We start from the raw sequence: 13,023 nt of genomic DNA on the forward strand, positions 1-13,023 counted from the left end.
TCGGGCGCATCCGCAACCGAAATCACACTTTGACCGGGCCGCCCGCACATGGGCGGCCCGGTCGCATTACGATCTCCCGCAGCGCCGGGAGGCCCGGTGCCGGAGCGATGCGATGGACGATCTCGAACCGCTGACGGCAGGCGTAGACGATCTGTTCTCCGATCACGCCCTGGACCCGTCACTCTCCGTGACACTCCCGCCCGGATATCCGGTGTGGCCCGACCCGAGCTTCCCCCAGCATCAAGGGGTGGCGGGGCCGGCGCTCTGGATGACGGACGGACCCGCGCCGCCCGGCCTGTGGGCCCGGTTCCACGCGGCGCACGCCGAGACCGGCCTGTGGCCGCTGCTCCTGGACGACTCCGCCCAGCCCTGGTCGGCCGGGCAGATCGCGCCCGAGCCGGTGGCCGAGATCGACACCTACGACCCCGCCGCGTTCGTGGCCGAGGTGTGGGCGGAGTGGCACGAGCCGCCGATCGACCTGACGCCGTTCGGCCGCTACTCCCCCGGCCTCGCCCCGGCGGGGCATCCGCGTGAGGATCCCGGCGCGGCCGCCGAGCGCCTCGCCGCGTGGCTCGCCGGGCGCCCCCTCGGCCTCGTCCCGGCCGGGCGCGGCGCCGACGTGCTGGCCGCCGTCGGCTGGCAGGGCGCGCGCCACCACAACGCGTTCACCGCGCCGCTGTCGGCGGTCGTACGGGGCTGGGAGGACCGGTTCGGCGTACGGGTCGTCGGCCTCGGCTTCGACACCCTCGAACTCAGCGTCGCCGCACCGCCCGTCACCTTCCGGCACGCCCTGCGGGTGGCCGCCGAGCACGCGACGTTCTGCCCCGAGGCCATCGTCCAGGGGCCGGGGACGCTGGCCGGGCACGCCGAGCAGATCCGCGACGCGCGGGTCTGGTCGTTCCGCTGGGAGTGATCGGCCGTCAGACTCGGTTCCGTCACGTGAAGAGACGGCGATGTCACACGCCGTCGCCGAAGACGGGAGACGACTCCATGGCCGCGATGGCCGGAATGACCGATGACGCCAAGGCGCTGCTGGCCGAGGCCTTTCCCGGGTGGGCGACGGTCGTGCGCCCCGACGGATCCCTGCACAACACGGTCGTGTGGGTCGACGTCGACGGCGACGACGTCATCTTCAACACCGCCGTCGGGCGGGCCAAGGAGCGTTACCTGCGCGCCGACCCCCGGGTGTCGGTGAGCATGGTCGACCCGAACGACGCCTTCCGCACCGTCAGCGTCTCCGGGCGGGCCCGGCTCGAAGAGGAGGGCGCCGACGACGTGATCGACCGGCTGGCGCACAAGTACCTCGGCGTCGACCGCTACCCGTACCGGTCCGCCGACGAGCGGCGGATCACCGTACGGGTGCGTCCGGAGCACGTGCTTTTCACGCCCGGCGGCTGACGAAACGCGCGGACCGGCGGGCTGCCGGTTCCGGACAGATCTGTTGACGTCCGGTGACGGACGTGAAAATCGGTGGTGCGTTGCGTTGTCCGTGAGGAGACGACATGCGCGCGCGCCCCCGCTGGCTCCTGCTCGTCCTCGGCCTGCTGCCCCTGCTGGCCCTGGCCTCCCCCGCACGTGCCGCCGCACCGCCCCAGGTGACGATCGACGGCGCCTCGGGCGGGCGGGTCTTCGACGGCGTGGGCGCGCTCAGCGCCGGCGCCTCGTCCCGGCTGCTCGTCGACTATCCGGAGCCGCAGCGCAGCCGGATACTCGACTACCTGTTCAAGCCCGGCTACGGGGCGGCGCTGCAGATCCTGAAGGTGGAGATCGGCGGCGACACCAACTCCACCGACGGCGCCGAGCCGAGCCACATGCGCACCCCGTCGGACCTGAACTGCGACCGCGGCTACGAGTGGTGGCTCATGGAGCAGGCCAAGGCCCGCAACCCCGGCATCAGGCTGTCCGCGCTGCAGTGGGGCGCGCCCGGCTGGACCGGCAGCGACGCGGCGCGCCCGACCGTGTGGACGGACCGGAACATCGACTACCTGCTCTCCTGGCTCGGCTGCGCCGCACGGCACCACCTGCGCATCGACTACCTCGGCGGCTGGAACGAGGGCTACTCCGACGGCGACTGGTTCGTACGGCTCCACCAGGCGCTGCGCGAGCACGGGTACGGCGACGTCAAGGTGGTCGCCGACGACAGTTTCAACTGGGACGTGCTCCAGCCGATGGCCGCGAACCCCGCCTTCGCCGCCGCCGTCGACGTCGTCGGGCAGCACTACGTCTGCGGGTACCTCACCGACTACCTGCAGTGCCCGAGCCCGGCGGCGGCGCAGGCCCTCGGCAAGCCGCTGCACGCCAGCGAACAGGGGTCGCTGCCGTACGACTCGGGCGCCGCGCCGCTGGCCCGCGCGCTCTCGCGGCCCTACATCGACGGTGCGATGACCTCGACGATCAACTGGGCGCTGATCGCCTCCTGGTACGACACGATGCCCTTCCAGGCGTCCGGTCTGATGGGCGCGAACGAGCCGTGGTCCGGCGCGTACGTCGCGGGCCCGAGCCTGTGGGCCGTCGCGCACACGACCCAGTTCACCGAACCGGGCTGGCGCTACGTCGACTCCGCCAAGGGCTACCTCGACGGCGGCGGCAGCTACGTGGCGCTGCGCTCCCCGGACTCCCGCGACTACAGCATGATCGCCGAGACCATCGACGCGACCGCGCCGCAGCGGCTGCGGTTCACGGTCGGCGGCGGCCTGCCGGACGGCCCGGCGGCCGTGTGGTCCTCGGACCTGTCCTCCGGCGACTCACGGCGGTGGTTCGTACGCGAGGGGACCGTACGGCCCGGAGACACGCTCACGCTCGCTCCGGGGCACGTCTACACGCTGACGACGACGCGAGGGCAGGGCAGGGGCCGGGCCGTCTCACCGCCGCCGGCACCGCTGCGGCTGCCCTACCGCGACGGCTTCGGCTCCACCGCCCTCGGGTCGGCGCCCCGCTACGTCTCCGACCTCGACGGCGCGTTCGAGGTCGCGCCCTGTGACGGGCGGCCCGGGCGCTGCCTGCGCCAGGTCATCGATGAGCAGCCGGTGTGGTGGAACGGCTGGCTCCGGCGGCCGGTGACCGTCGTCGGGGACCTGAGGTCCTGGCGCGACTACGAGGCGGGGGTGGACGCCCGCCTCGACGGCGACGGCGAGGGCTGGGTCGAGCTGCTGGGCCGGGTCGACGGGCAGTGGGCGGACGCCGTCTCCGGCATCCACCTGCGCGTGTCGGGCAGCGGCGACTGGCAGCTCTACGACGAGAACCTCCAGGGACAGGACTCCAGGCTCTGCGTGCCCAGCGACCCTGCCTGCGCGGGCGTCGAGGCCCAGAGCCGGCGCCCGGTCCAGCGCCGGACGCTGGCGGCGGGCCGTACGCCGGTCGGCGCGGCCACGTGGCACCGGCTGCGGCTCCGCTTCTCCGGCGACCAGGTGACCGCGTACCTCGACGGCCGGCGGCTGGCCCAGGTCGTCTCGTCGACGCACGCGTCGGGGCAGACCGGGCTGGCGGTCGCGCCATGGCGGCACGCGGAGTTCGACGACCTGGCGGTGACGCCCGTGGCACCGACCGGAGACGTCCGTTATCTGCCCGGGCAGTGGCTCAGCGCGACGGGGACCGGGTTCCATCACGGCTACGAGCCGCGCAAGGCGGTCGACGGCAGCGTCGAGTCGATGTGGCACAGCGAGTGGAGCCCGCGCGCCGCCCTCCCCCAGGCGGTGACCGTGGACACCGGCCGTACGCGGCGGATCTCCCAGGTCACCTACCAGCCGCGTGAGGACGGCAACCACAACGGCGTGATCACCCGGTACGAGCTGGCCACCAGCGTCGACGGAGTGACCTACACGCGGGTGGCGACCGGCACCTGGCCGCTCGACGCGACCCGCAAGTCGATCACCCTGCCGGACGTCGAGGCCCGCTACGTCCGGCTCACGGCCGTTGAGGCGGGCGGCGGGTACGCCTCCGCCGCCGAGATCCAGATCGGGGTCCCGGCGATGTAGGAGCCGGCCCGCCTTCGGCCGGACACGCATGGCTCCAGGTGGAGGCACGCCCGATTACGATGCTTTCTGTGGGAATCTCGACCGGTCTCCAGCGGAGACGGCACCAGATGAGCTCTCCGAGATGAGCGAGGCCGGGGAGGCCGCCGAGCGGTTCTCCGGACGGACCGCCTGGGCGTTGCAGCTGAAGACGCCGCTGAGCGAGTTCCTCCGTACGGAGACGGGCGGCGCCGCCCTGTTGCTGACCGCGACGGTGGCCGCACTGCTGTGGGCGAACGTCGACACGTCCTCCTACGAGTCGGTGTGGGGCACGCGGCTGTCGATCCGGCTCGGCGGCTCGGGGCTGTCCCAGGATCTGCGTGAGTGGGTCAACACCGGCCTGATGACGTTCTTCTTCTTCGTCGTCGGGCTGGAGGCGCGCCGCGAGTTCGACATGGGCGAACTGCGCGACCGGCGGCGGCTCGTGCTGCCGCTGATGGCCGGCGTCGGCGGGATGATCGTGCCCATCGCGATCTTCCTGGCGATCAACGCCGGCGGGCCGTCCGCGCGCGGCTGGGGCGCGGCGATGTCGACGGACACGGCGTTCGCGCTCGGCATGCTCACCCTGGCCGCCAAGAACGTCCCGTCGCGGATGCGCGCGTACCTGCTCACCGTCACGGTCGTCGACGACCTGGTCGCCCTCGCCGTGATCGCGGTGTTCTACAGCAGCCACGTCCGGATGATGCCACTGCTCGTCACCCTGGCCGTCCTCGTCGTCGTGCTGATCCTGCGGGTCCGCGGGGAGCGGCACGGGATCGTGTACGCGGCGCTCGGCATCGTGGCATGGGTGGCGATGTTCGAGTCCGGCATCGAGCCGGTCGTCGTCGGCCTCGTGCTGGGACTGCTCACGTACGCCTCTCCCGCCGCACGCGACGACCTCCAGCGGGCGAGCGAGATGTTCCGGCTGTTCCGCGAGCAGCCGACCGCCGAACTGGCGCGCACCGCGAGCGACGGGCTGGCCTCGGCGATCTCGCCGAACGAACGGCTGCAGCTGCTCTACCACCCGTGGACCAGCTACGTCATCGTGCCGATCTTCGCCCTCGCCAACGCCGGGGTCGCGATCAGCGGCGGATTGCTCTCCCACGCGCTGACCTCGCCGATCACGCTGGGCATCCTGATCGCCTACATCGCGGGCAAGCCGGTCGGTATCACCGGCTTCTCCTGGTTGATCACGCGCCTGACACGCGGGCGGATCCAGGTGCCGGTCGGATGGGCGGCGGTCGTCGGCGGCGGCGCGATCGCCGGCATCGGCTTCACCGTCTCGCTGCTGATCGCCACCCTCGCCTTCCACGGCACGCAGCTGGAGGAGGCCAAGCTCGGCATCCTCGGCTCCGCGCTCGTCGCCTCGGTCCTCACCTGGGCGATCTTCCGTGTCACCCGCATGCTGCCCAAGCGCCTGAAGCTGCGGGCGCTGCTCGGCACCGCCGACCCCATCGTCGACCTGGCCGCCCCGGTCGACCCCGACCGCGACCACATCCGCGGGCCGTCGGACGCCCCCGTCACCGTCGTCGAGTACGGCGACTACGAGTGCCCGTACTGCGGGCAGGCCGAGCCGGTCGTACGCGAGCTGCTCGCCGACTTCGGCGACGTCCGCTACGTCTGGCGCCACCTGCCGCTGCACGACGTGCACCCGGAGGCCCAGCTCGCCGCGGAGGCCTCCGAGGCGGCCGCCGTCCAGGGGATGTTCTGGGACATGCACGACCGGCTGTTCGCCAACCAGGACCGGTTGCGCGCCCGTGACCTGCTCGGGCACGCGGAGGCACTCGGCCTCGACGTCGACCGGTTCGGCGTCGACCTGCGCCGCCACCTCGGCGCGGCGCGGGTCGCCGAGGACCTCGACTCCGCCGATCTGAGCGGCGTGTCCGGCACCCCGACGTTCTTCATCAACGGCAAGCGCCACTACGGCGCGTACGACATCGAGACCCTGTCCGCGGCCATCCGCGCCGCCCGCGCCCGCGCCTACCTGGGGAGCGTTTCCTAGCGCCCTGACCGAGGCGTCACCCATCGGCGAGGCGTTGGATGGTGGCGCTCAGCCAGGCCTGGAGATCAGCGGGGTCGCCGAGTTCGGAACGCAGGACCCGGCGGCGGGTCGAGACGCCGAGCACGAAGGCGTCGATCGCCGCGGCTCGGCCGCGGGCGTCCGCGTCGTCCAGGCCACTGTTCCGCAGATAGCGGTGCAGCGGCTCCAGCGAGTTGGTGTCGAGGAAGGCGGCCAGCGCCTCCGCCGCCTCCGGGCGTTCGCCGGACGCGCGTTGCAGCACGAGCAGCGGGTCCTCCCCGGGTGCGCCGAACCAGCGCTGGACGATGCTCGCCGCCAGACGCGAACCCAGCGCGGAACGGTCGCCGTCGAAGGAGTCCGAGACCGGGATCTCCACCCGGGCCGCCGCCAGGAAAAGGCCGTCCTTGCCGCCGAAGTAGCGCGTGATGAGGTTGGGCGACACGCCGGCCGCGTCGGCCACGCCCTTGACCGTGACCGCCGCGTATCCGTGCCGGGCGAACTGGCGTCGGGCGTGCTCCAGGATCCGCTGTCTGGTGGCGGCCGCATCGCGCGAGGTCATGTGTACGAGCATACACATTATGTGTACGCTGATACACATGAACGAGGAGATGCGGGAACGACTCCGGCGGACGCGGCGTGTCACGACCCCGTGGAGTGACGACGAGACGCGCGGCATCCGCGGCCCCCGCCTCGGCGAACTGCTCGAACGCTGGGCGAACGGGTACGACTGGGGCGTGCACGAGCGCCGCATCGGCGCGTTCCCCTGGGTGACGGTGCGGGCGGGCGGCACCGAGCTGCGTGTGATCCACCAGCGGTCCGCGGATCCCGGCGCCCCGGTCGTCGTGCTGCTGCACGGCTGGCCGGACTCGGTGCTGCGATTCGAGCGCGTCCTTCCTCTGCTCGCGGACATGCACGTGGTGGTTCCCGCGCTGCCCGGCTTCCCGTTCGCGGCCCCGCTCACCACGCCCGGTATGTCGGTCAACCGGATCGCCCGCGTCGTCGCGGACGCCCTCGACGAGCTCGGTTACTCGCGGTACACGGTGTCCGGCGGCGACGTGGGCGGCACCGTCGCGGAACTCCTCGCTGCCGAGCACCCGGACCGGGTCGCCGCCCTGCACCTCACGAACATCGCCCCGCAGCGTGCGCTCACGGCGGACCCGGCGAGACTCGCGCCCGACGCGGCGGCCTACCTCGGCCGGGCGGCGCAGTGGTTCCGGACCGAGGGCGGGTACATCGCGGAGCAGTCGACGCGACCGAACACGCTGGCCGTCGCCCTCGGCGACTCACCCGCCGGCCTCGCTGCGTGGATCGTCGAGAAACTGGAGTCCTGGTCCGACGAGTCGGCCTTCACCACGGACGAGCTTCTCACCTGGGTCACGGCCTACTGGGTCACCGGCACGATCGGCACCTCTTTCGCCACCTATGCCGAACCGGTCGACCTTCCCGACCGGATCGACACATCGACCGTGCTTTCGGTGTTTCCGCGCGACATCAAGCCGGAGCCGCGAAGCTACGCCGAGGCGTTCCTGAACGTCCGCGACTATGTGGAACACCCCGCCGGGGGCCACTTCGCGGCCTGGGAACAGCCCGAGGCCTACGCCGGCGACGTACGCCGTGCGGTCAGGCTGGGCGGACGCGCACTCTAGGGGGCGCCGTGCTCGCCGCCGCGCAGCAGGGCGGCGCCGAGCGGGGTGATGCGGTGGATCACGGCGTTGCCGGCGCGGCGGCTCACCACGAGGCCCGAGCGGCGCAGTACCGAGGCGTGCTGGCTGGCGGAGGCCGTGGAGATGCCCAGGACGCGGGCCAGTTCGCTGGTCGTCGCCGCCGCCTCGTCGAGACGCCGCAGCACCTCGCCCCGGGTGCCGCCGATCAGGGCGGCGAGGCCGTCGCCGGCCGGTGTCGCGGGCGGGCCGCCGTCGCCGATCGGGTAGACGAGAGTGGGCGGCAGGCTCGGGTCGAGGAGGCTGACGGGCGTGCGCTCGCAGAACACGGACGGTACGAGCAGCAGCCCGCGTCCGTTCAGCCGCAGCTCCTGGTCGACCGGGTAGTCGGCCTCCAGCACCGGCCGCCGCCAGCGTACGGCGGGCCGCAGGGTCCGCAGAAGTCCCTCGACGCCGTCGTCGAGCAGCGCCCGCGCGCGTACCGCACGGTCGGCGTCGATCAGCGCGCGCATCCGCGGCATGTACGGGGCGACGGCGGTCTGGTGGTAGTACGCGAGAGCGTCGCCGACGTGCCCGAGCCGCCGGCTCACCGGGTGGGCGTCGTCGTCCTCGGCGCGGCTCCCGCCGGCGAGGAGCTCGAGCTCGGCGGCCGCACGCCGAGGCGGGGTGTTCCGGACCGCGGCGATGCCGCCGTCGAGGTCGCCGTCGGCGGGAGTGAGGAAGTCCGGAAAGTACCCGCGGGCCGGGATGAGCGGGCGCAGCGTCCTCAGCGCGGCCGACGCCCGGGGCGCGCCGAGCCGGCCCAGCACGACGTCCCGCCAGCCGGGGAGCGGCGTGTGCCGCCGGCCCTGCAGGATCTGCAGGCTGAGCACGGTCTCCCACAGGGCGTGCGGGCGCCGCGCCACGCGTACCCGCCCCAGATCATCGCTGCCGACCAGATCCGCAGCATCGGTCCGCCACCTCCGCCGTGCGGTGTTTTGGCTGTGCCTGAAAGGTGCGGAAAACAACGTCTGTCAGGGGCATTGTGAGTGAAAGTTCCCACCGTGCACAGCGGATCGAGGAGACGACCATGATTCGACCGGTTCCTCGCGCGATCGTCGCGCTGGCCGGGGTGTCCGCCGGAGTTCTGCTCGGCGTGCCGTCCGCGGCGGACGCCACGCCGACCGGGCCGGCCACGCCGGGCACCGTACGGCCGGCCACCGCCAAGACCCTGCCGTTCACCTGGTACGGGCAGGAGCGGTACTACTACTGCGGGCCCGCCTCCACGAAGATCGCGCTGAGCGCCCGGATGACGCCGCCGTCGCAGGACACGCTCGCCGCGAGCCTGGGCACCACCACGAACGGCACCGACGACATCTCCAACGTCGTCGCCACCCTCAACCACTTCCTGAACACCACCTGGTACGAGCGCAAGCCGGTGAACGACCCGCCGACCCAGGCCCAGCGGGACCTGCTCAAGCAGGACCTGGTGTTCGACGTCGACCGCGGCTGGGCGATCGTCGCCAACGTCGTCAGCGGCTGGCGGCCCCCGGGCTACCCCAGCGGCACGATCTACCACTACGTCGCCGTCGTCGGCTACGCCGACAGCGGGGACAGCGCGGTCATCGCCGATCCGGCGGGCGCGGGCGCCGGCGGCTCCGGCTGGACCTCCGTGCCGAAGACCTACACCATCAGCACGTACGACCTCGGCACGTGGATCGGCCTGAAGGCGTACGCCGCCTGAGCCGCCGCCCGGCCATGGTCATCACGGCACGCGCGGGGAAGAACACCGAGCGTGCGCATCCGTACCGCGGTGAGAGTCGAGGGCGTCGTCCAGGGCGTCGGGTTCCGGCCGTTCGTGCACGGGCTGGCGACCGGGCTCGGCCTCGCCGGTCTCGTGGGCAACGACGCGCGCGGCGTCTTCATCGAGGTCGAGGGCGACCGGGACGCCGTCGAGCGGTTCCTCGGCGGGCTGCGCGAGCCGCCTCCGCTGGCCGTGGTCGAGCGGATCACCACCCGGCCGCTCCCGCCCGGCGGGCCGCGCGGCTTCGCCATCGTCGGCAGCGACGCGACCGGGCGGCGCGCCGCCCTGGTCGCCGCCGACTCCGCGACCTGCGACGCGTGCCTGCGCGAGCTGCGCGACCCGGCGGACCGCCGCCACCGCTACCCGTTCGTCAACTGCACCGGCTGCGGACCGCGCTTCACGATCGTCACCGGCGTGCCGTACGACCGGCCCAACACCACGATGGCCCGGTTCGCGATGTGCGACGCGTGCGCGGCCGAGTACCACGACCCGGCCGACCGGAGGTTCCACGCGCAGCCCGTGTGCTGTCCCGCCTGCGGGCCGCGGCTCGTGCTGCGCGGCGCGGACGGCCGGGCCCTGCCCGGCGACCCGGTGGAGGCCGCGCGCGCGTTCCTGGCGGACGGCGGCGTGCTGGCGCTCAAGGGGCTGGGCGGGTACCACCTGGCCGCGACGGCGCGGGACGAGTCCGCGGTCGCCGCGCTGCGGTCCCGCAAACACCGGGCGGACAAGCCGTTCGCCGTGATGGTCGCGGATCTCCTCGCGGCGCGGCTGCTGGCCGAGGTGGATCCCGCCGAGGAGGCTCTCCTGACGAGCCCGCGGCGCCCGATCGTGCTCCTGCACCGGCGGGCGGGCGCCCCGCTGGCCGGGGCGGTCGCGCCGGGCAACCGGTCCATCGGCGTCATGCTGCCCTACACGCCCCTGCACCACCTGCTCGCCGCCGAACCTCTGGTCATGACGAGCGGCAACGTCTCCGACGAGCCGATCGCCCACCGCGACGAGGACGCCTTCGCGCGGCTCGGCGCGATCGCCGGCGCCTTCCTGACCCACGACCGGCCGATCCACGTGCGCACCGACGACTCGGTGACCCGCGTCTTCCGCGGACGGGAGCTCCCCGTACGGCGCTCCCGTGGGTACGTGCCCGCGCCGGTGCCGCTGCCGCCCGGCGGTCCCGCGGTGCTCGCCTGCGGCGCGCAGCTGAAGAACACCTTCTGCCTGGCCCACGACGGCCGCGCGTTCGTCTCCCCCCACATCGGCGACCTGGAGAATTACGAGACGCTGCGCGCGTACGAGGAGGGCGTCGCGCACTTCCGCCGGCTCTTCGCGATCACGCCGTCCGTCGTCGCGCACGACCTGCACCCGGAGTACCTGTCCACGAAGTACGCGCTCGATCGCGGCCTGCCGCTGGCCGGCGTGCAGCACCACCACGCGCACGTCGCCGCGTGCCTGGCGGACAACGAGTCGGCCGGCCCGGTGATCGGCGTGGCGTTCGACGGCACCGGGTACGGCACGGACGGCACGCTGTGGGGCGGGGAGTTCCTCATCGCCGACCTGACTGGGTTCGAGCGGGCCGGGCACCTGCTGCCGGTGCCGCTGCCGGGCGGCGCCGCCGCGATCCGCGAGCCGTGGCGGATGGCCGCCGCGTACGGCGTACCCGCCGGGCTGGACGTGGCCCGGCGCAACGCGGCGAGCTGGGACCGGGTCGTCGCGCTGGCCCGCCGCGGGGTCGGCTCGCCGCCGACGTCGAGCGTGGGCCGCCTGTTCGACGCCGTCGCCGCCGTGCTCGGCGTCCGCGACCGCGTCGGCTACGAGGGGCAGGCCGCCGTCGAGCTGGAGCAGCGCGCCGACCTGGACGAGTGCGGCGCCTATCCGGTCCGGCTCGACGGCGATGCGCCGTTCACCGTGCGGGGCGCCGACATCGTCGCGGCCGTCGTGGCCGACCTGGACGCGGGGGTGCCGGTCGTCGCCGCGCGGTTCCACAACACGGTCGCCCGTCTCGTCGTGACCGGCGCCGCACGCCTGCGGGAGAGCACCGGCCTGACGACGGTGGCGCTGTCCGGCGGCGTCTTCCAGAACGTCCTCCTGCTGGACCGCACGGTCACGGGCCTGGAGACCGAGGGCTTCGAGGTGCTGGTCCACCGCCGCGTGCCCCCGAACGACGGCGGCATCAGCCTGGGCCAGGCCGCGGTCGCCACCGCCCGCGCGCTCACCCACTGACCAGCCGGGGCCGGGCCGAATCACGCCGGCCGTGGGAGAGCATGGCGCCGGTGTGCGTGAATGCCCCACCGGAACCCATTGTCGGACAGAACACGCCGCCCGGCATGATGGGGGATCGCGGCCGGGGACCGGCCCAGCCCCTTGGCGAGGTCCTGCCCGGGGCGGAGAGGGGGGAGACGATGACGGCGGAGATCGCCCTTAAGGGCGGCGAGGGGACCCGGGCCGCGCGGCCGCGGGCTTTCGTGGTGCTCTTGGCGGTGACCTTTCTCGCCTTCGTCAACTATGCGGCGCTTCTGGCGGTGGTTCCGCTGTGGTCCGCCACCGGCGGCGCTGCCGGTGTGGCGGTGGGGTCGACGACCGGTGTCATGATGGCGGCCACCGTGGCCACGCAGTTGGCCGTGCCATGGCTTTTCAAGGTCTTCTCGCTGCGCGCGATGGTGGTGCTCGGCGCGGCGCTGCTCGGGGCGCCGGCACCGCTGTACGTCCTGTCCGCCGGCATCGCCCCGATCACGGCCATCACGGTCGTGAGGGGGGTCGGTTTCGCGTTCGTGGTCACGGCCGGGGCCACGCTCGTCGCCGAGCTGGCCGCCGACGGGAGGCTGTCCTCTTCGGCGTCGCTGTACGGCGTGGCGGCCGCGCTGCCCAACCTCGCGGCACTCGCCGGAGGCATCTGGGTCGCGCGGGAATGGGGCTTCCCGGTGGTGTTCTGGGGTTCCGCCGCGGTGTGTCTCGCCGGTGCGGTGCTGGCCCTGCTCTTGCCGCGCGGGCATCGGGGCACGTTTCACCTCGGATCGATGGCCGACATCCGACACATCGCGGTACCGATCGCGCTGTTCCTGATGACGGCCGGATCGTTCGGGGCGGCGACGACCTTCCTGCCGGTGGCACTCCGGGGAGCCAGCACGGCGTCGTGGGCGTTGTTCGCGGCGTCGGTCGGCCTTGTCGCTGCGCGGCTCGGCGCCGGAGCCTTCGGCGATCGCTATGGCGCGGGCCGGCTGGTGCCGGTCTCGGTGCTGTGCTGCGCGGCCGCGCTGGGAATCATCGCCCTGGCCCTGACCGGCGCCCACGACCTGCTGATCGTCGGGACCGCGCTCCTGGGCGTGGGGTTCGGGGCCTGTCAGAATGATTCGTTCGTGCTGAGCATCCAACGCCTCGGCGAGGGACGCGGCGGCACGGCGAGCACGATCTGGAACGTCGCCTACGACGGCGGCGTCGGAGTGGGAGCCGTCACTCTCGGATGGTTCATCGGTGACTCCGACTACGCCGGCGCCTTCCTCACCCTGGGCATCGCCGTCGGGGTCCTCACGCTCCTGCTCTCCGTGGTGCCCGCGAGCCGGAACCGGCGGTGACGCGGGG

The 13,023-nt window shown here is 73.2% G+C and carries 10 protein-coding genes; 8 read left to right on the plus strand and 2 right to left on the minus strand.

The window, feature by feature from the left end:
- Positions 1 to 112 precede the first annotated feature (112 nt).
- The 4 genes from ACQEV1_RS28745 (at position 113) to nhaA (ending at position 5,991) form a co-directional block, all read left to right on the plus strand.
- On the plus strand, positions 113 to 913 hold the full coding sequence (locus ACQEV1_RS28745) for a DUF4253 domain-containing protein (protein WP_433397458.1): 801 nt from the start codon (positions 113 to 115) through the stop codon (positions 911 to 913).
- Positions 914 to 990: 77 nt separating this feature from the next.
- Positions 991 to 1,398, plus strand: a complete 408-nt coding sequence (locus tag ACQEV1_RS28750) for a TIGR03618 family F420-dependent PPOX class oxidoreductase (protein WP_285578445.1) — start codon at positions 991 to 993, stop codon at positions 1,396 to 1,398.
- Between the two features lie 104 nt (positions 1,399 to 1,502).
- The gene (locus ACQEV1_RS28755; RefSeq protein ID WP_433397460.1) at positions 1,503 to 3,974 is read left to right on the plus strand and encodes a discoidin domain-containing protein; all 2,472 of its coding nucleotides are present in this window, start codon (positions 1,503 to 1,505) and stop codon (positions 3,972 to 3,974) included.
- A gap of 121 nt (positions 3,975 to 4,095) precedes the next feature.
- Positions 4,096 to 5,991, plus strand: coding sequence for a Na+/H+ antiporter NhaA (nhaA, locus tag ACQEV1_RS28760; RefSeq protein ID WP_433397462.1), 1,896 nt, complete (start codon positions 4,096 to 4,098; stop codon positions 5,989 to 5,991).
- Positions 5,992 to 6,007: 16 nt separating this feature from the next.
- Here the strand turns inward: nhaA and ACQEV1_RS28765 are convergent, their stop codons facing one another.
- On the minus strand, positions 6,008 to 6,568 hold the full coding sequence (locus tag ACQEV1_RS28765; RefSeq protein WP_433397464.1) for a TetR/AcrR family transcriptional regulator: 561 nt from the start codon (positions 6,566 to 6,568) through the stop codon (positions 6,008 to 6,010).
- 37 nt (positions 6,569 to 6,605) lie between these two features.
- Here ACQEV1_RS28765 and ACQEV1_RS28770 point away from each other — a divergent pair, with 37 nt between their 5' ends.
- Positions 6,606 to 7,655: an epoxide hydrolase family protein gene (locus ACQEV1_RS28770; RefSeq protein WP_433397466.1), complete on the plus strand. Its 1,050-nt coding sequence runs from the start codon at positions 6,606 to 6,608 to the stop codon at positions 7,653 to 7,655.
- Here ACQEV1_RS28770 and ACQEV1_RS28775 read toward each other — a convergent pair.
- On the minus strand, positions 7,652 to 8,575 hold the full coding sequence (locus ACQEV1_RS28775; protein WP_433397468.1) for an ArsR/SmtB family transcription factor: 924 nt from the start codon (positions 8,573 to 8,575) through the stop codon (positions 7,652 to 7,654). The two genes, ACQEV1_RS28770 and ACQEV1_RS28775, sit on opposite strands and share 4 nt — an antisense overlap.
- 164 nt (positions 8,576 to 8,739) lie before the next feature.
- On the opposite strand from ACQEV1_RS28775, the gene ACQEV1_RS28780 reads away from it, so the two are divergent.
- From ACQEV1_RS28780 to ACQEV1_RS28790, 3 genes are all read left to right on the plus strand, one after another.
- Positions 8,740 to 9,393, plus strand: a complete 654-nt coding sequence (locus tag ACQEV1_RS28780) for a C39 family peptidase (protein WP_285634433.1) — start codon at positions 8,740 to 8,742, stop codon at positions 9,391 to 9,393.
- A 51-nt stretch (positions 9,394 to 9,444) separates the two neighbouring features.
- Positions 9,445 to 11,667: a carbamoyltransferase HypF gene (gene hypF / locus ACQEV1_RS28785; protein ID WP_433397471.1), complete on the plus strand. Its 2,223-nt coding sequence runs from the start codon at positions 9,445 to 9,447 to the stop codon at positions 11,665 to 11,667.
- A gap of 179 nt (positions 11,668 to 11,846) precedes the next feature.
- Complete coding sequence (locus ACQEV1_RS28790; RefSeq protein WP_433397473.1) at positions 11,847 to 13,016, plus strand: MFS transporter; 1,170 nt, start codon at positions 11,847 to 11,849, stop codon at positions 13,014 to 13,016.
- The last annotated feature ends 7 nt before the right edge of the window (positions 13,017 to 13,023 follow it).

The sequence above is a fragment of the Actinoallomurus sp. CA-142502 genome, from assembly GCF_050936355.1.
Lineage (GTDB): Bacteria > Actinomycetota > Actinomycetes > Streptosporangiales > Streptosporangiaceae > Actinoallomurus > Actinoallomurus iriomotensis.

Bases quoted from the DNA above. Each gene is read 5' to 3' on its own strand.
- ACQEV1_RS28745 (WP_433397458.1), top strand. From the start codon at position 113: ATGGACGATCTCGAACCGCTGACGGCAGGCGTAGACGATCTGTTCTCC.
- ACQEV1_RS28750 (WP_285578445.1), top strand. From the start codon at position 991: ATGGCCGCGATGGCCGGAATGACCGATGACGCCAAGGCGCTGCTGGCC.
- ACQEV1_RS28755 (WP_433397460.1), top strand. From the start codon at position 1,503: ATGCGCGCGCGCCCCCGCTGGCTCCTGCTCGTCCTCGGCCTGCTGCCC.
- nhaA (WP_433397462.1), top strand. From the start codon at position 4,096: ATGAGCGAGGCCGGGGAGGCCGCCGAGCGGTTCTCCGGACGGACCGCC.
- ACQEV1_RS28765 (WP_433397464.1), bottom strand. From the start codon at position 6,568: ATGACCTCGCGCGATGCGGCCGCCACCAGACAGCGGATCCTGGAGCAC.
- ACQEV1_RS28770 (WP_433397466.1), top strand. From the start codon at position 6,606: ATGAACGAGGAGATGCGGGAACGACTCCGGCGGACGCGGCGTGTCACG.
- ACQEV1_RS28780 (WP_285634433.1), top strand. From the start codon at position 8,740: ATGATTCGACCGGTTCCTCGCGCGATCGTCGCGCTGGCCGGGGTGTCC.
- ACQEV1_RS28790 (WP_433397473.1), top strand. From the start codon at position 11,847: ATGACGGCGGAGATCGCCCTTAAGGGCGGCGAGGGGACCCGGGCCGCG.